Origin of the sequence: Bifidobacterium sp. UTCIF-38 (assembly GCF_006454495.1) — a bacterium.
GTDB lineage: Bacteria > Actinomycetota > Actinomycetes > Actinomycetales > Bifidobacteriaceae > Bifidobacterium > Bifidobacterium callitrichos.
Genome location: NZ_JFAL01000006.1, coordinates 194,072 through 220,969 on the forward strand (window position 1 = coordinate 194,072; position 26,898 = coordinate 220,969).

Here is a 26,898-nt window from a genome sequence, read left to right on the forward strand (position 1 = left end):
TCACAGACTGTGCAGGCAGGGCGCGTCAGAGCCGATATGCTCCTCGACGTACGGGCGCTGCCATTCAAGGAACGTCTCATCCGAGGTCGTGAGCCCCTCGCGGCGCAGCTCCTTGACGATGTCGCGCGCGATCGACTCGACGATCGACTCGATCCGCTCGGCAGCCGGCGCCGAACCCTTGCCGCCCTCGCCGAATCCGGCGCCGCCATAGCAGGCCGCCGACGACAGCCGCATCACCGTCTCCAGCCGCTCGCACACATCCGGCAGCAGCGTGAACATCCTGCCCGAAAGCCTCCTGAGCGCCGCGAACCGCCACTTGTAATACGGTGCATAGCCGACGATCAGCGGCTTGTTGATAAGGAACACCAGCGACGAACAGGCGTCGACGAACTCGTGGATCGACATCCACGCCGCATCGCCGTCACCGCGCTTCAACGAACGCGGCAGATTGTACTGACCGGCCTGCGCGATCATGCCGAGCCGCTTCGAGATCAATGCGAGCCTCACGTCGTCGGGCATGTCCTTGAACGTCTGACGTGCCTTCGAGAACGCGCCCAGCGGGTCGGCGAACACCTCGCCGTTCGTCGCGGCGGCCAGCGTCGCCTCGTCGAGCAGCATCCACTCGTGCGGCGCGTCGGCGGCCGGAGCGGCGGCATACCCGGTGATCGACTCGAAGAAATCGCCGATGCGGAACACGCCGTCACGGCGGAACGCGCCCTGCGCACGCGGGGTCGCCGCACCGGCGGCATTCGCGCGCGTGAACCCGCGGAAATCGGCCGGCAGCGCCTCGTAGTCGGCCTGCAGACGCTCGCCGATCGCCGCGTAGTCCTCGTCGGTGAGCCACAGGCAGAAACGCGGGCCGAAATCGTGGTCCTGCGAGTACGCGTCGTCGAACCCGTAGCATTCCGATCCGTGGCCGACCAGTCCCGCGGCGATGCGGTCCGCGTATTCGGGGTATTTCGCCCGGATCATCGGCCTGCCGATCTCCTCCCAGTACGCGCGGGCGAGCTTGAGTCCGGAGACGGCGGGGGAGGAGGTGGCGGCGGTTTGGGTAGTGGCCGAGGCCGAGTCTGCCGCGGTCTCGGGACCGTCGTCGGGCCGCCCGTTCTCCGTGGCGTCCGACGGCTCCGGCGCATCCGCCGGCTTCGTCGCGACTCCCGTATCCGTGGTGTCCGCTCCAGCCTGTTTCCCGGCCTGCGCCTCGGCCTGATCGAGATTCGACTTGGTGATCCGGTAGTAGTCGGTGTCCGTGCCGTAGCACTCCTCGATCACTGCAAGGGAACGACGGTAGTACTCGACCGCGTCCGCGTACCGATGCTCCGCGTACCTGACCTGCGCGAGCCCGGCCAGCGCCGACGCGTAATGCGCCGAATGTTCCAGATGGCCGGTCGCGTAGATCTCCAGTGCCTTCGACGCATGCCAGTCGGCGCCTTCGAGCTTGCCCTCCTGAAGCAGCACGAGCGCCAGATTCGTATGCGAGGAGGCCACGTCGATGTCCGCGTCCGGGTTCACGCTCGACGATTCGATTACGCGCAGTGCCTCGCGCAGCTCGAGTTCGGCCTGGTGGATGCGGTCGGTCTCGCTGTAGAGCATCGACAGGTTGTTGTGCAGCGCGGCGAGTCTGCGATCCTTCGGATCGAAGTTCTTCTCCGCGCACGCGAGGGCCTGCTTGTACAGGTCCTCGGCCTGATCGTAGTGTTTCGCGGCGCGCATCGCCGTCGCACAGTTGATGAGCGTCGTCGCCCACGCCTCGGAGCCTTCGAGCCCCATGCGCAGCGCCAGTTCGATGGCGCGCTGGACGATCCACTGGTTCTCCTCGTGACGCCCCTGCGACCGGTAGAAGCCCATCGTCTCGTTGAGCACGGTCAGCAGACCCGCGTCGTCGCCCGCGTTCTCCGCGTCGACCATCGCCTGCTGGAGATAGGGGCCGGCCTTACTTGCGGCGTCATGCGCCTCGAAGATCGCATCCAGCCCCTTGAGGAACTCCTGCGTGTCGAACGCGGCCGGCGACCGCTCCGCGTCCGACACGTCCGTCATGTCCTCGCCGGCGTCGTCATCGTCGTCGGCCTCATCCGGATCCCCACCTGCGAACGCGGCCAGCAGCTGCTCGGCCAGCGCATCCTTCGCGTCGTCCCGTGCGTCATCACCCATGTCGTCTCCTTCGTCGAAAAGCGTCTATCACCCAAGTCTAGAAGACGTCGCAGGAGAGGATGGAACGGCATCTGTGAACTACGTCACCTGCGATCACACATGGATCTCGCGCATGCGCTGGAGCGCATCGGTGTCGGTCTCGCACTTCCATGAGTAGAAGGCGAGCAGCCCGACCGCCAATGCCGCGAGCGGCACACCGCCCAGACCGGTGAACCGGTAGTCCATCGCGAACGAGGTGAGCATCGCGCCGCCGACGACCGAACCGACCGCGTTGCCGAAGTTGAACGCGACCTGCACGGCCGCGCCCGCGATCAGCTCGCCGCCGCCCTGACCGGCCTCGGTCATGAGCAGCTGCTGCGGTGCGGAGATGAAGAACAGGCCGAATGCGATCCAGAACGTGAGAATCGCCGTGGTCACGCGGTTGCCGGGCACAAGCAGCACCATGAGCAGACCCGCGCAGGAGATCGCCTGACCAAGTGCCGCGGTGCCGGCGTGACGCCAGTTGTCGGTGATGCGCCCGCCGATGATGCCGCCCACGACCATGCCGAAGCCCGCCAGCATCATCATCAGCGGCACGAGACCCGCGGACCATCCTCCGGTCTTCTGCAGCCACGGGGAAACGTAGCTCCACCAGCAGAACACGCCGGCATTGCCGGTGAACACGGCGGCGAGGATCACCCACGGGCCACGGCGCCTGAGGAATCGGAACTGGCCGAGGATGCCGGTGTCCTTGACCGGCGGCACGAACGGAATCCATGCAAGAGTCAGCATGATCGTCATCGCCGCCCATGCGGCGAGCAGGCCGAACGCGAGACGCCAAGACATGAACTCGGCCATTAGCGTGCCGGCGGGCACGCCCAGCATGTTCGCGACGGTCTGGCCCGTGACCATCACCGACACGGCCTGTGCCTCCTTGCCCTTGTCCGCCAGGGTCTTGGCGATCAGCGTGGCGGTGCCGAAGAACGCGCCGTGCGGAAGCCCCGAGATGAATCGGGCTGCGAGCAGCATCACGGCGTTCACGCTCATCGCGCTCATCGCGTTGCCGACCAGCGCGATGAGCATGAACAGGATGATGAGGTTCTTCGGCGGCACTTTGCGGCCGAACACGAGGATCAGCGTGCCGACGCACACGCCGATCGCATAGGAGGAGATGTAATGGCCTGCGGTCGGGATGTCCACGCCGGTCGCCTTGGCGGCCTGCGGCAGGATGCCCATCATCACGAATTCCGCCGCGCCGAGGATGAACGCGCCCGCGGCCAGCGCCAGAAGACTCTTCTTCATGGATTGTTCCCTTTGATCATGTTTGGACATGAAAAAAGGGAACCACCGATTCGTCATCAGTGGTTCCCTCAGTTGTCGGGCTGGCGGGATTTGAACCCGCGGCCTCTTCGTCCCGAACGAAGCGCGCTACCAAGCTGCGCTACAGCCCGTTTGGCAACGTCCGCTATATTACATGCAAGTCGCTCTCGCGCAAATTCGGAGTGGTTTACGGCGTGTCGCAAGTGATTCCAACGGTTCTGAGAAGTCAGGAAGGTCTGTCGCATCGAAAAACAGCCGATGATTTCATCGCGATGAACGGTCGCTCACGATACGCAGCCACATACGGGAGGGCGGCGGGGCCGGACGGCGAGCGGACGTGTATCCCGGCATCGCTACACTGAGGGTTTATGTGTGAAACCCAAGAACCCCAAGCAAATGAGGAAGAGAACGCCGTTCCCGCGATGACCACCGTGGAGCGCGCGGAGATGCTCCTCAAGCAGGACGCGGTCATCCGCGAGAAGATCAAGGGCGGCGCCACGCTGGACGAGGCCGTCGACCCCTCCAACAAGGAGTTCGGCCCGCTCGCGCACCCCGAGCAGGTGCAGATGCGCGTCGCCAAGCGTGCGATGATGCTCGAAAGCGGCATCAACCCGTACCCGGTCCACCTCGACGTCACCGACACCATCGAGGGCGTGCGCGCCAAGTACGACGGCAAGCTCGAACCCGGTCAGGAGACCGAGGACATGGTGGGCATCGCCGGTCGCGTCCTGTTCATCCGCAACGCCGGCGGCCTCAACTTCGTGCAGCTCGCCGCGGGCGACGGCACGAAGATCCAGGGCATGATCTCCAAGAAGGAGATCGGCGCCGACTCGTTGAAGCAGTTCAAGCAGCTCGTCGACCTCGGTGACCACCTGTACCTGAAGGGCCGCGTCATCGCGTCCAAGACCGGCGAGCTGTCCGTGTTCGCCACCGAGTGGGCCATCGCCTCCAAGGCGCTCCAGCCGTTGCCCGCCCTGCACAAGGACCTCAACGAGGACACCCGTACCCGCAAGCCGTATATCGGCATGATCGCCGACGAGAAGATCCGCAACATGGTGCGCAACCGCTCCAAGGCCGTCGCCTCCCTGCGCCACACCTTCGCGAGCCACGACTTCCTCGAGGTCGAGACCCCGATGCTGCAGACCATCCACGGCGGCGCCGCGGCCCGTCCGTTCACCACGCACATGAACGCGTTCGACCTCGACCTCTACCTGCGTATCGCCCCGGAGCTCTTCCTCAAGCGCTGCCTCGTCGGCGGCATCGACCGCGTGTTCGAGATCAACCGCGACTTCCGCAACGAGGGCGTCGACGCCACGCACGCCCCGGAATTCACGATGGTCGAGGCCTATCAGGCGTACGGCACGTACGACACCATCGGCCAGCTCGTCAAGGAGCTCGTACAGAAGACCGCGATGGACGTCTACGGCTCACACAAGGTCACCCTCCTCGACGGCACCGAATACGACTTCGGCGGCGAGTGGAAGACCATCAGCATGTACGACTCCCTGTCCGAGGCACTCGGCGAGGAGATCATCCCCAACGGCGGCCCGGACAACCCCGGCACCTCCGTCGAGCATCTGGGCGAGATCGCCGACAAGCTCGGCGTCGAGCGCGACGAGGTCGAGAACCACGGCAAGCTCGTCGAACACCTCTGGGAGCACTTCTACGAGGACAAGCTCTACGAGCCGACCTTCGTGCGCGACTTCCCGGTCGAGACCTCGCCGCTGGTCAAGGGCCACCGCACCAAGCCCGGCGTCGTCGAGAAGTGGGACCTCTACGTGCGCGGCTTCGAGCTGGCCACCGGCTACTCCGAGCTCAACGACCCGGTCGTGCAGCGCGAACGCTTCGTCGCACAGGCTAAGGACGCGCTCGCCGGCGACGAGGAGGCGTGCGACATCGACGAGGACTTCCTCGAGGCCCTCGGCGTCGGCATGCCGCCGGCAGGCGGCATGGGCATGGGTATCGACCGACTGCTCATCGCCCTGACCGGCGCCACGATCCGCGAGACCATCACCTTCCCGCTCGTCAAGCCGCTCGTCGGCTGACCGTTGGCCCGGGCGGATCCTAGCCGCCACCGGCCATTCGACAGACCAAAAGCGCCCCGTTCCCCGCGGGGCGCTTTTTCGTTACATGCCCCGCGCCCTCCATATACTGAAAGCTATGACGATGGGATTGTGGATTCAGGGTGCGCGCCCGAAGACGCTGCCATTGGCCATCTCACCGGTCGTGGCCGCCTCGATGGCCATGTGGCCGACCGTATTCGAAGGCGTATGGGGCGGCTCCTACCTGCACAGGCCATGCCCGGTGATCGGCGGCAGACCGTCCTTCGACCCCAACGGCGACTACGGCCAATGCCTGACCTCACCCGGCTGGTACGCCGCGGTCACGCTGCTGTGCGTCGGCGTGGCCCTGTTCCTCCAGATCGCCGCCAACTTCGCCAACGACTATGCGGACGGCGTGCGCGGCACGGATGACGCGCGCGGCGGCGAGGAATCCGCCACCGGCAAGCCGCAACGCCTCACCGCCTCCGGACTGGTCCCGGCGAAGCACGTGCTCGCCGCCGCCGGCGTCAGCGCGGCGCTCGCCTGCGTGTGCGGACTGGCGATCACCGTCCTGACCGGACACTGGTGGTTCATCGCACTGGGACTGGTCTGTCTCGCGGCCGGATGGTATTACGTCGGTGGCAGACACCCCTACGGATACCACGGTTGGGGCGAGGTGTCCGTGTTCGTGTTCTTCGGACTCGTCGCCACCTGCGGCACCTCCTACGCCCTGTCCGACGAAGTGCCGTTCCTAGTGGAGTGGACGGCCGTCGCGCTCGGGCTCGTCGCGGTCGGCGTGCTGTGCGTCAACAACCTGCGCGACATCGACGACGATGTGGCCCACGGCAAACACACGTGGATGGTGCGGTTGGGCCGGGAGCGCGGCACCACGTTCGCCTCCGTCATACCGATCGCGGCCGTGGCGATGCTCGCGCTCGCCTACATGTCGCGCAATCCGCTGATCCGGGTGGCATGGATGGCGGCCGACCCGATGTGCGGCATGACCGGCGACGGACGGACGGTGTGCACGGGTGTGTCGTGGATCGATATCGTCCTGGCAGCCGCGTCCACGGCGATGCTCGTCGTCGCGATCGTGCTGTGCATCCGTCTGTGTCGGGGCCTGCGCGGTCGGCGCTACCGGTCGGCGCTGCCGATGGCGTCGATGCTGTCGCCGGTGCTGGCGTTGGGCTTCGGATTCCTCTACCTGATGGGCGCGTGACGGTCGGGTGACCGGGGCGTGACCGGTGCGTGACGGTCGGGGACATGCTTCCCGGAGTACTTCGGGAAACGTCGGCTGAACGTTGCGCAGAAACTTGGGATGAATGTTCGTGTCCGGGCGGCATGGGCGGTAGACTGGCCGTATGACTTACAAACTAGTACTGCTCCGTCACGGACAGAGCGCATGGAACAAAACCAACCAGTTCACCGGCTGGGTCGACGTCCCGCTGACCGAGAAGGGTGAAGAGGAAGCCAAGCACGGTGGCGAACTGCTCAAGGAGAAGAACGTCCTTCCGGACATCGTCTTCACCTCCCTGCTGCGTCGCGCCATCAACACCGCCAACCTCGCGCTGGACGCCGCGGATCGCCTGTGGATCCCGGTCGAGCGCAGCTGGCGTCTCAACGAGCGTCACTACGGCGCTCTGCAGGGCAAGAACAAGACCGAGATCCGCGAGGAGTACGGCGACGAGAAGTTCATGCTGTGGCGTCGCTCCTACGCGACCCCGCCGCCCGAGATCGACCCGAACGACCAGTACGCCCAGAACCACGACCCGCGTTACGTGGGCGATCCGGTTCCGGAGGCCGAGTGCCTGGCCGACGTTGTCAAGCGCGTCGAGCCGTACTTCAAGTCCGACATCGAGCCGCAGCTTCGCGCCGGTAAGACCGTCCTGATCGCCGCTCACGGCAACTCGCTGCGTGCCATCGTCAAGATGCTCGACAACCTGTCCGAGGAGGAGATCGCCAAGGTCAACATCCCGACCGCCATCCCGCTGCTGTACGAGCTGGATGAGGACTTCAAGCCGGTCAAGCCGCGTGGCGAGTACCTCGACCCGGAGGCCGCCGCCGCCGGTGCCGCCGCCGTCGCCGCTCAGGGCCAGAAGTGAGCCTAGGCCGCCGCTGACATAGGTGTAACAGCGCGCTGCAAGTAAGGGGGACGTTCCCAAGTGGAACGTCCCCCTTGTCATGTCTTGGCTCCCCTTGTCAGGGGAGCTGGCACGCGAAGCGGGACTGAGGGGTAGTCGAGGAGAGCCTGAAATACAGAGCCGAGAAAACAAAACGACGCAAGACCAACAGGCCATTGCGTCGTTTCGGGCCTCCCCGTGGGGAGAAATCTTAAGTTATCGAGATTCTCGAGATCGGATCACCGAATCGGGATTCGCTCGGGATTCACTCGATGGCGCCGTCCTCATCGCGGGCCGGCTCCTTGGACGGATCGAAACCGGAGACGATGAACACCACGCGGCGGGCGGCGGAGACGGCGTGATCGCCGAGACGCTCGAGGAAGCGGCCGATCAGGACCACGTCGATGATCTGCTGACGGGTCAGATCGGTGTTCTCGTCGAGAGCCAGCTCGAAGGTGTTGTGGTGCAGGGCGTCCAGCTTGTCGTCGTTGGCGATGATGCGCTCGGCGGTCTTGGCGTCACGGTCGGCGAGCATGCTCACCAGATCATCGGACGTGCGGTCGAGGAAGTCCTGCATCTGCTGGAAGGTCTCCTTGGCCGAATCCGGCAGCGGGGAGGCGGGGTAGGTGCGGCGGGAGATCTTGGCCACGTGCTTGGCGAGGTCGCCCATACGCTCGAAGGTGCTCGCCAGACGCATCGTGGAGACCACGACGCGCAGATCGGTGGCGACCGGGTTCTGCTTGGCAAGCAGCTTCACGCACTGGTCGATGACGCTCTCCTCGAGGGCGTCGAGTTCGATATCGCCGTCGATAACGCTCTGGGCGGCTTCGACATCCTGCTTGAGCAGGGCATCGCCCGCTCCGCGGATGGACTTGCGCACGCCCTGAACCATGCGGTCGAGGTCGTCGGCGACGGCCTTCAGCTCCTCATTAAAGATAACGCGCATTGTCTTTTCAGCCTTTCGTTCTTTTCCGATTACTCAGTCAGATAGCAACCACTCTTCAGTCTATTATTCCGTGTCGGCAATTGCGACAACGTAGCGCAAAGGCCATCTGATGTTGGTTGGCCGTTTACTGGAACGTTCACCTTAAGTTCAGGTTCACGGCATGTCGTCTCCGGCCTCTGCGCCGGTGTGGGAAGATGGAGACATGTACGATTCCCCTGTGCCCTCGATGATCGTCTCGACGGTGTTCGGCATCCTCGGCGTGGCCATGGTGCTCGGCATCATCCTGTTCATTTTCGACCATATCGAGCCGCTTGTCGAGCGTGTCCTCAAAGGCGTGTCGATCACCGAATGGATCGGCGGGAAGGTCGGTGGCGGGATCCGTCGCCTGCCGCGGCTGCATCATCGCAGGCGTTCCGGTGCCGATGACGACCATGAGCTCGAGGCGTCCGCCGAATCGCTGCTGTCGATCCTGCCGAGCGCGTCGCTGATCGTCGATCGTCAGGATGATGTCGTCCGAGCCAATCCGCAGGCGTATCGGCTCGGCATCGTGCGCGACGACAGCATCGTCGAGCCATCGGTCCTCGAGGCGGTGCATGAGGTGCGCGATCATGGCGGCAGGCGCCGGTTCGATCTGGAGACCGAGACGCCGGAACGCTTCGTTCAGTCCCTTCCGGGAGTCGACGGGGCCGGGACGGGGCCGAAGAGCGGCGTGCGCAGGCCGAACTGGCTCAAGGTGACTGTCGGGCGCGTCGATGAGCGGTTCGTCGTGGTGATGATCGACGACGTGAGCGAGACGGTACGGTTCTCGCAGATCCGCGACTCCTTCATCGTCAACGTCTCCGAACAGCTGCTCGCGCCCACCGAGGCGCTGGCGAGTCTCGCCGATGAGATCGAGCGCGACGACGGGGATCCGTCGAGGATCCGCGCCGATGCGTTGCGCGTGCGCGTGACCAGCAACCATCTCAACCACATGGTCTCCGATCTGCTGCTGCTCATCAAGGCGCAGGAGCCGATCGTCCCGTCGGCCGCGAACCGGCTCAACGTGATGGACCAGTTGGAGGCCGTAACCGTGAAGCTGCAGTCGCGGGCCGCGGATGCGGGCGTGCGGCTGACACTCGACGGCGATCGCACGCTGGTCATCAACGGCGAGCCGGATCAGATCCGCACGGCCGTCACGAAGCTGGCCGAGAACGCGATCATCTACTCGAAGAAGGGTGGATATGTCGGCATATCGGCCGAGAGGGACGATTCCGGGCGATACGCGGTGATCCGAGTGCTCGATCAGGGCAAGGGCATCTCCAAGAGCGAGCAGGAGCGCATCTTCGAGCGTTTCTACCGTGGAAAGGACCAGAACGAACGCAGCGCCGACGGCGTGGGGCTTGGCCTGTCGATCGTCAAGCATGTGGCGCTGACGCATCACGGCACCGTCACCGTGTGGTCGGCGCCGGGGCAGGGCAGCACGTTCACGCTGTCGCTGCCCCTGGCGCGGTAGACCACCGCCTGTCTGCCCCCGGACCGCCTTACCGCCTTACTGCTACTGCCCGAGTCGGCGGTAGTCCCAGCGGTCGAAGTGCTCCCAGATGAGCATGAGCACACCGATGATCACGCCGGCGGTGCACACGATCCGTGCCGTCTGCGCGTTGAAGGACATCGCCTCCAGGATCAGACACACAATCAGGGCGATGGCCCATAGGCCGGTGCCGATGAGGAATACGGTACGAAGATCCACACGCACCGGCTTGGGGGCCGGACGGCGCACGGACGGGTCGATGATCGGCGCGAATCGCAGTCGCCATGGCTTCCTGGTCGTCATGGTAGAGGCCTCGTTCCTTCGGTGTCCGTCAGTGCTGGAGTCGTTCGACAACGTAGTCTATGCACTGCGTCAGCGCGACCACGTCGGAGGGTTCCACGGACGGGAACACGCCAATGCGCAGCTGGTTGCGGCCCAGCTTGCGGTATCCGGAGGTGTCCACGATGCCGTTCTCGCGCAGCGCCTGCACCACCGCGGACGCGCTGATCGCATCGTCCAGATCGATGGTGACCACCGAATGCGAGCGCGCGGCCGGATCGGTGACGAACGGACGGGCGTATTCGCTGCGTTCCGCCCACGTGTACAGCAGCGAGGCGGACTTGGAGCAGCGGGCGGTGGACCATTCCATGCCGCCGTTGTCGTTGAGCCAGCGCACTTGGTTCTCCATCATGATGAGCGTGGCCACGGCGGGCGTGTTCAGCGTCTGGTCCTTGCGGGAGTTTTCCAACGCGCTCGTCAGCGACAGGAACGGCGGCACCCAGCGGCTCACGCCGGGCAGGTTCACGTTCGCCTCGACGCGTGCGGCGCGTTCGATGGCGGCGGGGGAGAGCACCGCGACCCACAGGCCGCCGTCTGAACCGAACGCCTTCTGCGGGGAGAAGTAGTAGGCGTCGGTCTGGGAGACGTCCACGGGCAGGGCTCCGGCGGCCGACGTGCCGTCGATCAGCGTGATCGCGCCCTGCTCCGCGCTGCCCTCGACGCGCTGCACCGGTGCCGCGACGCCGGTCGACGTCTCGTTGTGCGCCCAGCAGTACGCGTCCGCGTATTCGGTGAGCTCGGGCAGACGGTAGGTGCCGGGTTCGCCCTTGAAGACGACCGGCTCCTCCAGGAACGGCGCCTTGGATGCGGAAGCGGCGAACTTGGAGCTGAACGATCCGTATGCGCCGAACGCGGCCTGACGGGTGATCAGGCAGGCGCAGGCGATCTCCCAGAAGCAGCTTGCGCCTCCGTTGCCGAGCGCGATCTCGTATCCGTCGGGCACCTTGAAGAACGATTCGAGCCCTTCTCGGATGGAACCGACGAGCTGGCGCACCGGCGTCTGCCTGTGTGAGGTGCCCAGCAGGGTGGTGGCGCCAGCATCGAGCGCGGCGACCTGTTCGGGGCGGATCTTGCTTGGACCGGAGCCGAAGCGACCGTCTTCGGGCAACATATCGGTGGGAATCTTCACTGCATTGGACATGCCCTCCACCCTAGCCAACCGTGGGGATGGAGGGAAGAGCCGACCGTATTTCGGGCGTTCCCCCTAGGGGGACGGAAAACGCGAAAAAATTCTTCGTCACTTCGGAAATCATTCCTCCTCAGCCTTTGTGCCGACTGGAAAAACGACGATGAACATCGGATGGATGATGCATGTCCCCAGCGCAAAGTAAAACGATTGACGCGCCGTTTGGATTTGTTCAAAGACCGGGGCGCGTTGTATGGTGTCGAATCGAGACGGTGATGTGGCGTCCCCTAAGGGTCGCCCAAACGGCCCGCAAGGAGTGATTCTGTATGAAGCATGCTGCACACAAGGCGGCTAAGACTTCCATTCGAAGCAACGGTACGTCCGGTTCCGGTAATCTGTTCACCGCTGCTCGCGGTTCCCACTCTCGCAGGACCGTCATCGCCATGCAGATGGCAGGCAACAACGGCGCCGTGCTCGGCCTCGAGCCGGCGGTCGCCGAAAAGCTCAACGAGCTCGCCCCGATGTCGCGTCGAGCCATCCGAGAGGCCGCACGTGCGGCCGAACGCCGCAACATCATCGTGGGTTCCGCGTCCCTCGCCGCGCTCGCCGGCACCGCCGCGACCACGCTGGCGTTCGCCAACCCCACCGATGATCTGCTGCCGCTGGCCGATGATCCGGCCACGACCACCACGCAGATCCAGCGTCTTGGCGCCACGGCGTCAGCCTCCCGCTCCGACGTGCGCGTTCCGCTCGTCGGCACCGCAGACGGCCAGTCCGCGCAGTCCTCTTCGACCGCCGGCACCGATTCGTCCGCGACCACCTCCGACAAGACCGCCGACTCCGCCGCCGATTCCGACTCCGTCGCCGCCCAGGGCGATGCCGCGAAGTCCGATACCGCCGATTCCGCGGTCGCCTCCGAAGGCACCTCCTCCACCGCCGACGGCACCACGAAGCAGACCTCCAACACCGGTTCGTGGTCGCTGAGCGACTCCACCGCTTCCCTGGACGTCAAGCAGATGTCGAAGTCGCTGGCTAACAACCCGAACGTGGCCAAGCTGATGGATGCCGACAGCAGCGTGCTGCCGGCCGGATTCGACCCGAACCACGCCACCGGAGACACGGGCAACGCCTACGAGTTCAGCCAGTGCACGTGGTGGGTGTACCTCCGCCGCCACGATCTGGGCCTGCCGGTCGGCTCCTACTTCGGCAACGGCGCGCAGTGGGCGGACTCCGCCAGGGCTCTCGGCTACTGGGTCGACAACACCCCGCGTCACGTCGGCGACATCATGGTCTTCCGCACCGGTCAGGAGGGTGCGAACTCCGTCTACGGCCATGTCGCCATCGTCGAGAGCATCAATCCGGACGGTTCCGTCACCACGTCCGAGAGCGGCTCGTCCCTGCAGGGCAAGACCATGTCGCGCACGTTCACGAACGTGTCCGACTTCCAGTACATTCACTACTGATCGTTTTTCGATCGCTTTTCGATCGCTTTCGCTGATCGTCATTGTGTCCGGGATCGTCATCGTCGATCTGTGATCCTCGTCATGGTTACCGGCGTGTCGTCACCGACGACGACCATGAGGCAATATCAGGGTTGAGGTCAGGGATCACCCGATGCTATGGTGGTGCCCTGATGAAGACCTTGAAGAACTATCTTTCCATGGTGATCGCCGTCGTGGCCCTCTGCACGACGTGCATTGCGCTCGCACCGGCCGCCACCGCAGCCGATGCCTCCGGTGTCGTCTCCTCCGAACGCTCGTTCCCGAAGGCCGCCGCCGCTCGCAAGAACCTGCTCAAGGAATCGACGTCCACCGACGTCGAGCAGGATTCCAATTGGGGTGGCATCGAATCGCTCGATGTGCCCAAGACCAAGTCCCAGGCCGAGAAGGACGCCGAGGCCAAGGCCCAGCAGGAGGCTGCCGCCGCGGCAGCCGCTGCAGCGGCAGCAGCTCAGGCGGGATCCTCCTCCGCCAGTCGTTCCGGCAACCGTAGCTCGCTGGGCGCCTCCACCACCACCGGAACCGGTGCCTCCAGCTTCGATCTTGGTTCCGTCGAGGCCCCGACCAGCTCCAATGGTTCGGCCGTCGTCTCCTACGCCGCCCAGTTCCAGGGCGTGCCGTATGTCTACGGTGGCACCACGCCCTCCGGCTTCGACTGCTCCGGCTTCACCCAGTACGTCTACGCCGCCTTCGGCATCAGCCTGCCGCGCGTCGACAACCAGCAGCGCGTGTGGGCTCAGTCCAACGGCACCAAGGTGTCCAACCCGCAGCCCGGCGACCTCATGTGGCGCCCCGGCCACGTGGGCATCTACGTGGGCAACAACATGATGATCCACGCGCCGCGCCCCGGCAAGAGCGTGTCGATCGTCCCGGTGTACGCCTCCTTCGAGTACTACCGCATTATCTGATCGCTTCCTGATCGTATTTGGCGGTCGCTGGTAGTTCGACGGCACACATCGCCCTGATCTTCATGAAACGCCTCCCGATGGGAGGCGTTTTCCTGTTTTTGGGCGATTCCCGCCGTGCTGTTCACACACGGCGAACCCATCCGGGGGTATTCTTGGGAATCACAGGGGGCGACGTCGCCAACCGCGTCGTCGCATATATATCCTTTAAGGAGGTCGTCATGATCAACGACAAAGCGATCCTTGTCGGCGTTGACGGATCGAATGCCAGCTACAAGGCCACCTGGTGGGCGGCCAATTACGCCAAGCACGCGGGACTCACACTGCAGATCGTCTGCGCGTATTCGCTGCCCAGCTACGCCGCCGTCAGCTTCGATGCCACCTACACCGCGATGGGGGACGACAACGCGGCCCACTCCGACGCGCAGGAGATCCTCTCCAAGGCCAAGGCCATCGCCGACGAACAAGGCGTGGAGGCCGCCACGCTCATCGTGACCGGTGACCCGGCATCCGTGTTCGTTGAGCTGAGCCGCAACTACAACCTGATCGTCATCGGCAACCGCGGCAAGGGCGGACTCGCCGAACGACTGCTCGGCACCACCTCGTCCTCGCTGCCGGCCTACGCGTACTGCCCGATCGTCGTCGTGCCCTACACCGATGACGACGGCAACCTGATGCACCTGAACAACACGATCACCAAGGTGGCCGTCGGCTCCGACGAATCCAAGTGGGGTCTGAAGGCGCTCGACATCGCCGCGTCGTTCGCCCACGCGTGGGGAGCCGAACTCGACGTGATCTCCGCCGCGCCGCAGGTCAAGGGCGCCGACGACGCCGTGTACGAGTCGTACATGGACGATCTGGAGACCCGCGTCAAGCCGCTCGAGGAGCAGTACCCCGATCTGGTGATCAAGAAGCGCATCGTGTCCGGCTCCGCCGTGGATACGCTCACCAAGGCCAGCTACGACCATGACGTCGTCGTCGTGGGCTCCCGCGGCCGTGGCGGCTTCACCGGCCTGCTGCTCGGTTCCACCAGTCAGGGACTGATCCAGCACGCCGCCGGTCCGGTCTACGTCGTGCCGCGCAAGTACGTCGAGGCTGCAGAATCGCGTCTCGACACCGTGCCGAGCTCGCCGGCCGAGGTCACCCCGAAGCCGCTCGACGACATCTCCGGTGTCGAGGAGATCCCGGTGCCCACCGCCAAGCCCGAAGTCGTCAACGAGATCGAAAAGACCATCGACCCCGAGCACTGACCGGCGGCCCTTGGCCCACTCCTCTTTTCTCCGGCCCCGCTGACGGGACGTTGCCGTGAAGGCCGTGAAGCAAATGGAAAAGCTCCCCACCCGGGGAGCTTTTCCATTTCCATTTATCTTTACCGTCAGTTTCGGTAATCGCGTCCGCACTCAGTGCTTGACCGTGACCTCCATGCGCACCGGCGTCTCCTGCACGTACGTGTGCTTGACCGTGCACGCCTTGTCGATGTGGCGGGTGATGCGCTCCTTGAGCTTGTCGGCGTCCTCGTCGCTCAGACCCGCGTCGGAGGCGTCCACGACGACCTGCTCGTTGAAGTTGATGAACGCGTCGCTGTCAGCGTCGTACGTGCCATCCACGACGATCTTCGCGCCCTTGCCCTCGCCCAGAGCGTTCTCGACCGCGAACTGGCTGGAGAGTGCCGCGCAGCCCGCCAGGGCGATCTTCACCAGATCGCCGGGCGTGAACTGGCCGCGATCCTTGCCGAACTTGATGTGCGCGCCGTCATCGCTGAACGCGTCCCAGGAACCGTCCTTGTTGCGCTCCACCCACAGTCGCTTGCCCATAATGACTCCTCATTGTCGTGTCTGTATTGTGATTGTGCGCGCGGCGCGCCTGCCGTGCCGCGATATCTCCCAATCTAGCCCATATGTCGCTTCGTGAGGCACCGATGCGATCGTATTCGGTCATGACGGTAGTCAGCTACACTGGTGGACATGGCTTTGACCGAAGAACAACTCGCTGACATCCGCTCCCGCATCCCCGCACGCCCCGTCACGGACATCCCCATGCCCTATGAGGATCTCGTGCGCCGGATCCTGACCGAAGGCACGCTCAAGTCCGATCGCACCGGCACCGGCACGATCTCCCTGTTCGGCCAGCAGATGCGCTTCGATCTGTCCCGGGGTGCCTTCCCGCTGCTCACCACGAAGACCGTGTTCTTCAAGGGACTCGCCTACGAGCTGCTGTGGTTCCTCAAGGGATCGCGCAACATCCGCTGGCTGCAGGAGCGGGGCGTGCACATCTGGGACGAGTGGGCCGACGAGAACGGCGACTTGGGCCCGATCTACGGCGTGCAGTGGCGCAGCTGGCCCGCACCCACGCCCGAGGACCCGAACCGTACGATCGACCAGATCTCCAATGTGATGGACCTCATCAAGCATCACCCCGATTCTCGCCGCATGGTCGTCACGGCGTGGAACCCGGCCGAGGTCGAGCAGATGGCACTTCCGCCCTGCCACGCCCTGTTCCAGTTCTACGTGGCCGACGGGCGCCTGAGCTGCCAGCTCTACCAGCGCTCGTGCGACATGTTCCTCGGCGTGCCGTTCAACATCGCCTCCTACTCGCTGCTCACCCTGATGATGGCACAGCAGGCGGGACTCGAACCGGGGGAGTTCGTGTGGACCGGCGGCGACTGCCATGTCTACGACAACCACGTCGATCAGGTGCTCGAACAGCTGTCGCGCGAACCATACCCGTACCCGAGAATCGAGATCGACAAGGCCGATTCGCTCTTCGACTACCGATACGAGGACTTCCACATCCTCGATTACCGGCATCACCCCACCATCAAGGCACCCGTCGCGGTCTGACGGTCGCCGCGTGACACTAAACTTGCCGCTAGCCGAAACGCATTCAAGGAGTATGAAATGGAGCATGACAGTAGCCGAAGCGGCTATCACGAACCCGAGCCCGGAGAAGCCGGGCTTGAGGAGATCGAGGACTGGGGTGACGATTTCCCCAAGACGTTCTCAATCAACCTGATCTGGGCCGAAGCCCGCGACAAGGAAGGTCGTCCGGGTGCCATCGGCTTCGACGGGGGCATGCCTTGGCACTTGGCCGAGGATATGAAGCATTTCAAGGAACTCACCGTCTCGCATCCGGTCATCATGGGTCGACGCACGTGGGAGTCGCTGGGGGCGAAGTACCGCCCGCTGCGCAATCGCGACAACATCGTCGTCTCCCATGACGCCTCGTACCGTGCGCCGGGGGCCACCGTCGTCGACAGCCTCGAGGACGCGCTCGATCTGGCACGTCAGGAGGCCATCCCGGATGACGGCATCGACCGTTCCGAGATCTGGGTGATCGGCGGGGCGCAGCTGTTCGAGGAGGCGCTGCCGGAGGCGAACAAGGTGTACGTCACCCTGCTCGACACCAAGGTGGACGCTGACACGTACGCGCCGGACATCGCCGCGCTCGCCAAGGCCGGACACTGGGATGTCGCCGACCGCTCCCCGTGGCTCAAGCCGGACAAGGAGAAGGACGGCAAGGACATCCGCCGCTACCGTTTCCTGACGTACGTGCGCGCCGCGCGCTGACACGACATCGAATCAGCAACGCCGAATCAGTGAACCTGCGAACCGGCGAACCGACAAGGACTGCAAGGATACATATTTCATGGCCGATAACCGCACCAGCGACCATAAGAGCGACCACAAGTACACGGTGATGACCGTCTGCACCGGCAACATCTGCCGTTCGCCGATGGGGGAGATCATCCTGCGCCACTACTTCGACGAGCGTGGACTCGGGGACCTAGTGGATGTTGAGTCGAGCGGCGTCTCCGATGAGGAGTGGAGTCATCCGATCGACCCGCGCGCCGTGCACGTGCTGCGCGAGCGCGGTTACGGTGACGAGATCCCGCGCAACCACTTCGCGCACCGCATCTCGCGCGACGAGATCGCCCGCACCGATCTGTTCCTGCCGATGACCGCCGCGCACATGCGCTCGCTGCTGCGTCTGCTGCCGCCGGGCAAGCGCGCCGAAGTGCACATGTACCGCAGCTTCGACCCGAATCTGCCCAAGCCGCCGGCCGGCCGCGAGGACACGATCGATCTGGTCGACCCGTGGTACGGCGGCCCGCACGAGTTCGAGGTCGCCATCGACCAGATCGAACAGGTCGCCCCCTACATCGTCGACTGGGTCGCTAGGCAGCTCAAGGCCGAAGACAAGGGTTGAGTGGTTCGAGAGGCCGACTGAGGGCGGGCCTTATAGCTCCAGTTGCGGTCGTCTCCGCCAGCGAGCCTCCGTAGTTGGCACATAACGGACTCCCGAAAGCCTTCGGAAGTCCGTTATCCATAAGAAGACCGTATCTGCTTGCAGCTAACCGACGCCAACGGCGTGATTCGCGTCCGTTTCATACCAGAAAAGCGCTGAAACCCTTGAGTTTCAGCGCTTTTCATGGCTTTTGCCACAGGTACCCCCAGAGAGGGTCGAACTCTTCGTGACGGTGGCGTCATAGCGCCAATCCGCGGAAAATGGCGGTTCACGCACATGTCATGGCTCACGCAGACGTGGGTGCATCATGCAGATGCGTGTCAAAAACGTGTCAAAACAAACCCGGTAAAAGCCGGTGGATGATCGGCGTGTTGGGGTATCTGGCTGGTGCAGTCGGTGCGCAGTCGGAACAGAAGAAAGTAAGTAATTCCAATAGTTAGTCCAGTGAGAACAAAAAACTATTTTATAGAGGTCGCATAGACAGAGGGCGTGCAGGTGGACTGGTCGCTATGTGCCGGGGTGGTGGTGTCGTGCGGCTTTTGGTTTCTTGTGTTGTGGGTTCGCTCGGGTATGCTCGTGGCTTGTTGTAGATGATTCCGCCGGTGAGGGGGACGGTCATGGACATGAGGGCTGACAAAGCGACGCTGTTCGCCCGTATGGACGAGGGGCAGTACTTCGACCGCAAGAGCGCGCGTATCAAGCCGGAGGACGTGTCCCGGCATCTCATCGCGTTCGCGAACGCCTCGGGCGGCCAGCTGGTCATCGGCATCGAGGACGACGGGAGGATCACCGGGTTCAAACGGGACAACGCCAGACCGGTCGAGTCGTTCGAACAGATCCCGATCACGCAGTGCGCCCCCACGCCGCAGGTGAGCGCGCGGCGTGTCCCCTGTGTGAACACGGCCGGGGAGAGCGACATGATCCTCGTGCTGGACGTGGCCCCGTCATCGAACCACGTGGTGGCGAAACGGTCGAACGGCGACGTGTACCTGCGCGAGGCGGACCGCAGCGTCCTGTTGGACCGCGAGCAGGTGCGCGCCCTGGAGTACGACAAGGGGCAGCGATGGTTCGAGGACGAGCCGGAGCCCCGGTCGGGCATGGATGACGTCGACCACGGGGTGCTGGACCGGTACAAGCGGGCCATCGGCGCGGCCGACATCCCCGCTGAGCGGGTACTGCGCAGCCGCGGCTTCCTTGTTGACGGACATCTGACGAATGCGGGCGTGCTCCTGTTCGCGCAGTATCCGGCGGCGTTCCTGCCGTCGGCGCGCGTGCGCGTCATCAGGGTCGACGGGACCGAGCTGCATACCGGTCGCGGGTTGAACATCGTCAAGGACAGGGAGTTCGACGGGCCGCTGCCCGACGTGGTGGCGCAGGCCAGCCAGCTGATCGGGTCGCTGCTGCGCGAGTTCCAAGTGCTCGGTGATGACGGACGGTTCCGCACGGTGCCCGAGTACCCGCGGTTCGCGTGGTTCGAGGGGCTGGTGAACGCAGTCGCGCACCGTGACTATTCGATCCGCGGCGAGTACACGCGGGTGATGATCTTCGACGATCGGCTGGAGGCCACCAGCCCGGGCGCGTTGCCGAACCGGGTCACGTTGGAGAACATGCGCACCACCCGGTACGCGCGCAACCCGAAGATCTGTCATGTGCTCACCGCGTTCGAGCTGGTGCGCGAGCTCAACGAGGGCGTGCACCGCATGTACGAGGAGATGGAGGAGCTCGGCCTGCCCGACCCCGAGTACAGCGAGCCGAACGATTTCAGCGTCCGGCTCGTGCTGCGCAACAACATCAGACGGCGAGTTCCCTACCTGAACGGGCGGCAGAACGGGCCCGCCACCGTCGTCAACCTGACGGAGATCCCCGCCGAGGGCCTGACCCCGACCGAACGCACGGCCCTCGCCCTCGCCATCGACAACGGGAAGGTGATGACCGGGGCATTGGCCGAAGCCGCCGGAGTAAGCGCCAGGACCGCATCGAAAACCCTGAAGGAACTGGCCGGCAAGGGGATCCTGCAATGGCATGGTTCCGGGACTCGTGACCCCAAGCAGTACTACACGTATTCGGAGCAGCATGTTCGGAGTATTTCGGAGTAACTTCGGAGTATTTCGGAGTAACTCCGACATGGTGACGCCGGATTACGGCATTTCGCCGATGAGAGACGAGTGCAAAGCGCCGGTCCGGTCAGCGTCTTGGATGGTGATCTCGAAGGTCATGCCCAGCGCGGTGCAGTAGTCGGGCAGGAGATCGAACAGCCCCTCGGCGTCGCCATGTTCGGGGCTCCACAGCGCCGAGACGCTCAACTCGGTACGCCGGTTCATCTCGTCGAGATCCACACCCGCCTCTAAGCGCATCGCGACCATCCGCTCGCAGACCCGTCGGCGCTCCGCGCGGTTGGCGGCATCCAGACGCTCCGCACGCTCGTCCTCGTCCGACAGGGCGAGGGCGGCGGGCTCCCCATCCAGCAGATCGATCACTCCGCACGTCCCCGACGCTTTCGACACCGTCATCCAGACCACCGTGAGACATGTCGAACTTCCGCTTGTACGCATCGAACTGCCCGCCCACTGCAGCATACGGAGTCGTCGGGGATGACGCCCTCGTCCAACGCCCGCAGCAGCACGCTTGTATGGCGCGTCCGTGCGCGCTGGCTGGGGGCCGACGGGTCCTGCATGAGCCCGCGCGCCTGCGTCTCGTCCATGTAGCGCAGGGTGTCCAGCATCGTCTTCGCCTCGCCCGGATGCGCGCGAAGCCACGAACGGGACTCCGACACGGGAACTCCATGCCATGGAACTGCGCCGTCCGCGTGCTGCTCATTCTCGTGGCTTCCTGTACTTGTATCGGTTCGCGGCCGGTCAGGGGAAGCTGTCGGCATGCCGTGCTGACGGCCGGAAACTATGGATACCTACGCCGACCTGTATGACAGCGAGCTCGACGACTACGCCCGACGCATGGACCTCACGTACTCGGCCGACTGAACGGCCGGGGTGTGCGCTCACTGCGCCAACTGCGCCAACTGAGCAATTAGGCCGATGCTCGGTGCTCCCACTGCGTCCCCACTGCAAGCAAGACGAATCCGTGTCAAACGCGTGTCAAAACGATATGAGAAACCCCTTGAAAACGTTGGTTTTCAAGGGGTTTAGAGCCGTACCCCCAGAGAGGGGGCTACGGCCCTGTGCAGTACAGAGACACATCTACCGATCGAAAAGTGCGTCTGTTCCTTTTTATCTGTTACAAATCCAGTAATAGCAACGGTTTCCGGTTCCTGCCTGTAGACATGCGGGCGATGTTGCTCATTGTCGTCATCTTCATGAGGCTGATGGCCGAAACGGCCTGCGATCAGTGATCAATAATCTTAAAAACCAATGATTGCAAGGCTTCGTCCCGGATAGGTGCATTTTTAGGTGCAGCATCCCGTTGGAGCCGATTCAGAACGGTTGATGGCATTTTTAGTGGCATTTTTCAAGATCGATTATGCCGATGCCATCGGCCGCGCATTTAAGCAAGGAGCATCATCATGTCCGCAAGGACGAAGAAGGACGGCACTGGGCCGTCATCGGCTCGTCGGAGCAGGTTCGGTACTGTGACGCCTCGCTACGATGCCGAGGGCACCCTCATCGCATGGCAGGTGCGATACCCGGATCCGAAGCGCCCGGGCAAGAAGGTGCAGCGCCAGTTCAAACCGGATATGGAGCATGAGGCGCACCGGTGGCTCGAAGAGGAATGGCATCTGGTGGAGCTGGACCGCAAGAACATCCGGGAATGGGTACATCCGTCCGAACGCCGTCGCAGGAAGCGGGCGAATCTCATACTGTTCGAGGATTACGTGACCCAGTGGGCGGAAGGCTACCGATTGCCGAACGGCGAGAGGATAGCTGGTGGCACCCGACGCAACCTGTATCTCGACATCGCGCACTTCATGCCGGGCTTTAAAGGCAAGCTCCTGACCGAGATCACACCGAAGGACATCAAACGCTGGTACGACTCGCCGCACCCCGAAGGACAATGGGCGTTTCGCCGCTCGTGCATGCGCTTGAAGGCGGCGTTCGCCAGCGCCACGAAAATGAGCATGGACGGCTCCCCGCCACTGATCCGCGACAACCCGTTCATCTTGCCCATACCGCCCGCACCCCGCTCCGCCAGGGAGGATATTCCACCGGTCACACCATTGGAGCTCAGGCTGATCGCGGAGAACATGCCCGACTACACAAGACTGGCGGTGATACTCTCCACACTCGTCGGAGGACTTCGTTGCGGTGAGCTATGTGGACTGCAGGTCAAGGACATCGATCTGAAATCCAAACGTCTGACCGTGCGCCACTCCGTCAACAGGGGGTATTCGGATTGCGGATCGACGCGCATCGCCAGAACCAAGACCGATTCCAGCCGACGCACCGTGCCCATCCCTGACGGGCTCGTTCCCCTGATTCATGACCATCTGCGCAGGCACTGCGAATGGACGGACCCGGAAGCCATGGTCTTCCGTCCCAGACGCGCCTCCGTGATGAGCCAGACCACCTTGGAAGGCCAGTTCCGCAAAGCCAGGGAGAAAGCCGGTCGTCCCGACCTGACCTTCCAATCCCTGAGAGCGAGCCACGCGACGCTGCTCATGCTCAAGGGCGGCACCCTGAGGGAGGTCATGGACGAACTCGGCCACGTCAGCGAGAAGGTCGCCATCAAGCACTACCAGCGCATCGTCGCGCAACACCGCAACCAGATCGTCAACCAACTCGCCGAAGACTTCATCAAAGCAGCACGATGACGTTTATTAATCGGTTTGATTGGTTGGGCAGTCTCTGACGAAAGCATACAAGAGACTGCCCAACCGCCGCATCAGCGATAGGTGAAGCGTCCGTACACTGAACGGCAGTTCAGTGCCTTGCGGCGGAACGGCGCTGCCACAGATGCCCGCTTTCCTGCGTCGGCGGGAGCCGATCGCCTTGGTCGATGTGTACGATGCGTGGATTGGTGACCGCGCCTCCACGCGGTCCGACTTCCACGTAGGTTCCCGGACGATGGTTGTCCTCACCGGGCTTATGGTTTGCGACCATAGTGGGTCTCCTTCATAATCAGGAGCCCTCGCATTCACATGGACTGCCATGAGGCAATCCCATGCGGTAGACTTGCGATGTCGTTTCTCAATGACATGCGAGTCCGAGGGCTCGTTATGGACTCCGGCTTGCTCCAACAAGCCGGAGTTTTTCTTTATCGCGGCCCGTGCGAGCCGCAGCTTCAATGTAGCACCGGAAACAGTAAAAGACAAATCTTACTTGATTTGAGACACAGATGTCTGTGATTAAGGGTATGCTTGACGAATAGAAAATGGGATCAAGCGGATAATGAGGGCGTATAGCATGAAGAAGAAAGACGTGTTGAACCTGATCCGGTATCACGCCGAGCATAATGATGCGGCGTTCCGCAATGAGGCGTATGGCATAGCTAAGGATTTCGACCGTTCTGGCGACGCGCAACTGGCCTCCTATATCATCGCACTGCTGTCGGATGCCAATACCTTCACTCCGCAGGCCGCAAACCACTCTGTGCGGTCGGAGTTCCTTATGAAGCGTCCTGTAGTGAAGGCATCGCTGCCCTTGCCGGAAGCCATCACGAACGATATTCAAGGAATCCTCAACGCGATCGGCCGGAACGTCGGCATCCACCGATTCCTGTTCCATGGGCCGGCCGGCACAGGCAAGACGGAGTCGGTCAAACAGATGGCGGCCATCATGCAGCGCGACCTGTATGTAGTGGACTTCAACTCTGTCGTGGACAGCCGTCTCGGCCAGACGGCGAAGAACATCGCAAAACTGTTCGGCGAGATCAACGGATTCATCCAACCGGATCGGGTGGTGGTGCTGTTCGACGAAATCGACGCGCTGGCGTTGGATCGCGTCGACTCCCATGACGTGCGAGAGATGGGCAGGGCCACGTCCGCGCTCCTGCGCCAGATGGACGATCTGTCGGATCAGGTCATGCTGTTCGCCACCACCAATCTGTTCACCAAGTTCGACAAGGCGTTCGTCCGCCGTTTCGATGCCGTCATCGATTTCGGCCGGTACACACGCGAGGACCTCGCCGACGTGGCCGAAAGCATCATGAACGACTATGCCGGCCAGTTCTCGTTCATCGGCAAGAACATACGACTGTTCCGCAAAATCCTCTCCCTGGCAGAACGGCTGCCGTATCCGGGAGAGATGAAGAACCTCATCCGCTCGTCCATCGCATTCAGCAAACCCAACGACGAATTCGACTATCTACGACGCCTGTACGTCGCGCTGGTACCTGACGGCGCGAAGAGCCTCCAGGATGTCCGCGCACTGTACGGGCAGGGATTCACACTGCGCGAGACGGAGATACTGACGGGCATCTCACGCAGCACCATCGCACGGGAAGTGAAGGAGCACGGCAATGAATAACATCCTGCGACTCAAGGGCAAATTCCAGACCAGGAAAGCCCAACGACCGGGCGCGCCCACGCTGCCCGCACACGCGAAGGTCACTGTGGACGATGTGAATGACAAAATCAGACAGCTCAATGCCGTGCGTGATTTCTGGAAGCGGAATAAGACAGCCGTCGCACCTCTGGTCGAAGTGCACTATAGGACCGTGGTGGCGAAAAGCAACCGCATCCGCCAACTGCTATCCGGACCGGGGAAAAGGGCCAATGACACCATTGTCGGCGCACGATTCGAAACGATCGACGACATTGATTGCCATGTCATCACCCACTACGTGACCATGCAGATCCTCGACTCGACTCTCGTCGATCTGACGGCATGCCGGACGATACTCGAACATCATGGCGGCAGTATCGACGCCGCCGGACTCGCCGCACTCACCAAGGCCGGTCTTGGCCGTATCGATTCGAACGCCGGTCTGGGCAAGACCGCATTCGCCCAAACGGTCCGTGACGTGTACTACGTCAGGCGGTTCGATGTCAAACAGCATGCCGATGTGCAGCTGGGCCGCTCCTTGGTCACCATATACGACACCGGTCGCGACGTTCCCCAGACCGTGGCACTGCTGAACTCCCTCGATGTGGACGTGATTTCGGCGAACCTGCTCGACCCCACCACCATCAGCATGACACCGGACCAGTATGACGCCCTCATCGGCACCGCACCGTACTTGGTCGCCATGTCATTGAAGGACACTTCGCAATTGGAGTTCGAACCGACTTTAGCGCGCGATAAATACTCGCCAGATATCCCTGAGCCAGGCAACGAGCCGGTCGTCGGCGTTATCGACACACGATTCGACACGAACGCGTATTTCTCCGACTGGGTCGAATACCATGACGAGATCGATCCAGAGATGGGCGAGGGACCCGACGACTACGCTCATGGCACAGGAGTCTCGTCACTCATTGTGGACGGCCCCACATTGAATCCAAGCCTCGATGACGGGTGCGGCCGTTTCCGGGTACGGCACTTCGCCGTCGCAAGGGAGGGGCGGAACAGCTCGTTCGCCATCCTCAGAGCGATACGTCGCATCGTCGCCGCAAACCGTGACATCACCGTCTGGAACCTGAGTCTAGGTTCGGCCTTGGAGGCGCCGAAGAACTCCATCTCGCCCGAGGCGGCCATCCTGGACAAGCTGCAAAACGAGTACGGTGTAATTTTCGTCGTTGCCGGGACCAACAAGCTCCCTACCGACGGCAAGGACAAACCCAAGCGTATCGGCGCACCCGCGGACTCCATCAACGCGCTGGTTGTCAACGCCACCTCCGTACTCAAGGAGCCGGCAAGCTACACACGGGAAGGCCCGGTACTCCGTTTCTTCCGCAAACCCGATCTCTCGTGCTTCGGTGGCGATGACATCGAACGCATGGCCGTCTGCAGGCCCGGCGGCGGCGTCGCCCTGACCGCGGGTACCTCGTTTGCGGCACCGTGGATCACACGTAAGATGGCCTACCTAATCCACGTCATGAACCTGTCAAAGGAGACCGCTAAGGCCCTGCTCATCGACTCCGCCTCCGGATGGGGGGCATTCCCGGCTCATGGCATCAAACTCGGCTATGGCATCGTTCCCACACGTATCCAAGACATCCTGACCACGCCGTCCAATGAGATACGGTTCATGCTCGAGGGCACCGTCAACGCCTTCGAGACCTACAACTGGCGCATCCCCGTGCCGATCGCGAACGGGAAGTACCCGTACATGGCGAGGGCGACGCTCTGCTACTTCCCGAAATGCGATAGGAACCAGGGCGTCGACTACACGGACACCGAGCTTGATCTTCACTTCGGGCGCATGAAGGCCGATGGCATCGACTCGCTCGACAATAATGTGCAGGGCGACCCGACCGCGCGAACCTATGAGGGTGATGCGCGCAGGCTCTACCGCAAATGGGACAACGTGAAACATGTCAGCGACATCGAGAAGACCCGCTTCGTGCCTCGAACCACCCGGGGCATCCCGTACTGGGGCTTCAAGATCCGCAAGACCGAACGCTTCGACCCGCCGATTGACGAGAACGGCGGCATGGGTCCCAACGCGGGCGATGGCATGCGCTTCGGCATCGTGGTGACCCTGCGCGGCATGGACGGACGTAACCATTATGACGAATTCAAACAGAACTGCCAGCTACAGGAGGAACCCTGGATCGTCGAGGAAATCGACATGCAGACCAACATCGAGCTTTACCATGAAGCGGATGTGAATATCGAATTCGACAACGATGATTCTGAATAGGAATGAGAATGCCTCTATATGA

22 protein-coding genes and 1 tRNA gene are annotated in these 26,898 nt (G+C 63.1%); 14 read left to right on the forward strand and 9 right to left on the reverse strand.

The genetic code is table 11. The features are described 5' to 3' along the window. From BW11_RS03205 to BW11_RS03215, 3 genes are all read right to left on the reverse strand, one after another. A complete protein-coding gene (locus BW11_RS03205) occupies positions 1-2,151 on the reverse strand; it encodes a DUF4037 domain-containing protein (protein WP_140444478.1) in 2,151 nt (716 codons plus the stop codon). A 93-nt stretch (positions 2,152-2,244) separates the two neighbouring features. Further along, a complete protein-coding gene (locus tag BW11_RS03210; RefSeq protein WP_140444477.1) occupies positions 2,245-3,432 on the reverse strand; it encodes an MFS transporter in 1,188 nt (395 codons plus the stop codon). A gap of 75 nt (positions 3,433-3,507) precedes the next feature. Next, a tRNA-Pro gene (locus BW11_RS03215) sits at positions 3,508-3,581 on the reverse strand. Between the two features lie 237 nt (positions 3,582-3,818). Here BW11_RS03215 and lysS point away from each other — a divergent pair. The 3 genes from lysS (at position 3,819) to BW11_RS03230 (ending at position 7,594) form a co-directional block, all read left to right on the forward strand. After that, positions 3,819-5,495, forward strand: a complete 1,677-nt coding sequence (lysS, locus tag BW11_RS03220) for a lysine--tRNA ligase (RefSeq protein ID WP_140444476.1) — start codon at positions 3,819-3,821, stop codon at positions 5,493-5,495. Between the two features lie 115 nt (positions 5,496-5,610). After that, positions 5,611-6,711: a 1,4-dihydroxy-2-naphthoate octaprenyltransferase gene (gene menA / locus BW11_RS03225; protein WP_258231281.1), complete on the forward strand. Its 1,101-nt coding sequence runs from the start codon at positions 5,611-5,613 to the stop codon at positions 6,709-6,711. A gap of 142 nt (positions 6,712-6,853) precedes the next feature. Further along, entirely contained in the window at positions 6,854-7,594 is a 741-nt protein-coding gene (locus BW11_RS03230) for a phosphoglyceromutase (protein ID WP_043167709.1), read from the forward strand. A 283-nt stretch (positions 7,595-7,877) separates the two neighbouring features. Here the strand turns inward: BW11_RS03230 and phoU are convergent, their stop codons facing one another. Continuing rightward, the gene (gene phoU / locus BW11_RS03235) at positions 7,878-8,558 is read right to left on the reverse strand and encodes a phosphate signaling complex protein PhoU (RefSeq protein ID WP_140444475.1); all 681 of its coding nucleotides are present in this window, start codon (positions 8,556-8,558) and stop codon (positions 7,878-7,880) included. Between the two features lie 202 nt (positions 8,559-8,760). On the opposite strand from phoU, the gene BW11_RS03240 reads away from it, so the two are divergent. Further along, positions 8,761-10,050 carry a cell wall metabolism sensor histidine kinase WalK gene (locus tag BW11_RS03240; protein ID WP_140444474.1) on the forward strand — a complete coding sequence of 430 codons (1,290 nt, stop codon included), beginning with the start codon at positions 8,761-8,763 and terminating at the stop codon, positions 10,048-10,050. Positions 10,051-10,092: 42 nt separating this feature from the next. Here the strand turns inward: BW11_RS03240 and BW11_RS03245 are convergent, their stop codons facing one another. Together BW11_RS03245 and serC are read right to left on the reverse strand one after the other, a co-directional pair. Continuing rightward, positions 10,093-10,347, reverse strand: coding sequence for a DUF2530 domain-containing protein (locus tag BW11_RS03245; protein WP_043167721.1), 255 nt, complete (start codon positions 10,345-10,347; stop codon positions 10,093-10,095). Between the two features lie 52 nt (positions 10,348-10,399). Further along, positions 10,400-11,548, reverse strand: coding sequence for a phosphoserine transaminase (serC, locus tag BW11_RS03250; protein ID WP_140444473.1), 1,149 nt, complete (start codon positions 11,546-11,548; stop codon positions 10,400-10,402). Between the two features lie 311 nt (positions 11,549-11,859). Between serC and BW11_RS03255 the strand changes: the two genes are divergently transcribed. The 3 genes from BW11_RS03255 to BW11_RS03265 all read left to right on the forward strand — a co-directional run bounded on the left by BW11_RS03255 (position 11,860) and on the right by BW11_RS03265 (position 15,187). After that, positions 11,860-12,996, forward strand: coding sequence for a CHAP domain-containing protein (locus BW11_RS03255; protein ID WP_043167714.1), 1,137 nt, complete (start codon positions 11,860-11,862; stop codon positions 12,994-12,996). Positions 12,997-13,166: 170 nt separating this feature from the next. Continuing rightward, complete coding sequence (locus tag BW11_RS11955) at positions 13,167-13,940, forward strand: C40 family peptidase (protein WP_274518242.1); 774 nt, start codon at positions 13,167-13,169, stop codon at positions 13,938-13,940. Positions 13,941-14,158: 218 nt separating this feature from the next. After that, the gene (locus tag BW11_RS03265) at positions 14,159-15,187 is read left to right on the forward strand and encodes a universal stress protein (protein WP_043167715.1); all 1,029 of its coding nucleotides are present in this window, start codon (positions 14,159-14,161) and stop codon (positions 15,185-15,187) included. Between the two features lie 150 nt (positions 15,188-15,337). On the opposite strand, the gene BW11_RS03270 is transcribed toward BW11_RS03265, so the two are convergent. Then, entirely contained in the window at positions 15,338-15,751 is a 414-nt protein-coding gene (locus BW11_RS03270) for an OsmC family protein (RefSeq protein ID WP_043167717.1), read from the reverse strand. Between the two features lie 222 nt (positions 15,752-15,973). Here BW11_RS03270 and BW11_RS03275 point away from each other — a divergent pair, with 222 nt between their 5' ends. The 4 genes from BW11_RS03275 (at position 15,974) to BW11_RS03290 (ending at position 20,278) form a co-directional block, all read left to right on the forward strand. Next, the gene (locus BW11_RS03275; RefSeq protein WP_181162456.1) at positions 15,974-16,777 is read left to right on the forward strand and encodes a thymidylate synthase; all 804 of its coding nucleotides are present in this window, start codon (positions 15,974-15,976) and stop codon (positions 16,775-16,777) included. A gap of 57 nt (positions 16,778-16,834) precedes the next feature. After that, positions 16,835-17,503, forward strand: coding sequence for a dihydrofolate reductase (locus BW11_RS03280; protein WP_140444471.1), 669 nt, complete (start codon positions 16,835-16,837; stop codon positions 17,501-17,503). Between the two features lie 79 nt (positions 17,504-17,582). Further along, positions 17,583-18,143 (forward strand): low molecular weight protein-tyrosine-phosphatase, encoded by a 561-nt coding sequence (locus BW11_RS03285; protein ID WP_140444470.1) that lies wholly within the window; start codon positions 17,583-17,585, stop codon positions 18,141-18,143. Positions 18,144-18,805: 662 nt separating this feature from the next. Then, positions 18,806-20,278 carry an ATP-binding protein gene (locus BW11_RS03290; protein WP_258184475.1) on the forward strand — a complete coding sequence of 491 codons (1,473 nt, stop codon included), beginning with the start codon at positions 18,806-18,808 and terminating at the stop codon, positions 20,276-20,278. A 42-nt stretch (positions 20,279-20,320) separates the two neighbouring features. Here BW11_RS03290 and BW11_RS03295 read toward each other — a convergent pair whose 3' ends face one another. Then, complete coding sequence (locus BW11_RS03295; protein ID WP_140444468.1) at positions 20,321-20,659, reverse strand: hypothetical protein; 339 nt, start codon at positions 20,657-20,659, stop codon at positions 20,321-20,323. A 1,040-nt stretch (positions 20,660-21,699) separates the two neighbouring features. Here BW11_RS03295 and BW11_RS03300 point away from each other — a divergent pair. Further along, a complete protein-coding gene (locus BW11_RS03300) occupies positions 21,700-22,944 on the forward strand; it encodes a site-specific integrase (protein ID WP_140444467.1) in 1,245 nt (414 codons plus the stop codon). A 109-nt stretch (positions 22,945-23,053) separates the two neighbouring features. On the opposite strand, the gene BW11_RS03305 is transcribed toward BW11_RS03300, so the two are convergent. Continuing rightward, on the reverse strand, positions 23,054-23,233 hold the full coding sequence (locus BW11_RS03305) for a YjzC family protein (protein ID WP_140444466.1): 180 nt from the start codon (positions 23,231-23,233) through the stop codon (positions 23,054-23,056). A 303-nt stretch (positions 23,234-23,536) separates the two neighbouring features. Here BW11_RS03305 and BW11_RS03310 point away from each other — a divergent pair, with 303 nt between their 5' ends. Both BW11_RS03310 and BW11_RS03315 read left to right on the forward strand, forming a co-directional pair. Next, positions 23,537-24,598, forward strand: coding sequence for an ATP-binding protein (locus BW11_RS03310; protein ID WP_140444465.1), 1,062 nt, complete (start codon positions 23,537-23,539; stop codon positions 24,596-24,598). Positions 24,599-24,683: 85 nt separating this feature from the next. Further along, complete coding sequence (locus tag BW11_RS03315; protein WP_258231282.1) at positions 24,684-26,876, forward strand: S8 family peptidase; 2,193 nt, start codon at positions 24,684-24,686, stop codon at positions 26,874-26,876. The last annotated feature ends 22 nt before the right edge of the window (positions 26,877-26,898 follow it).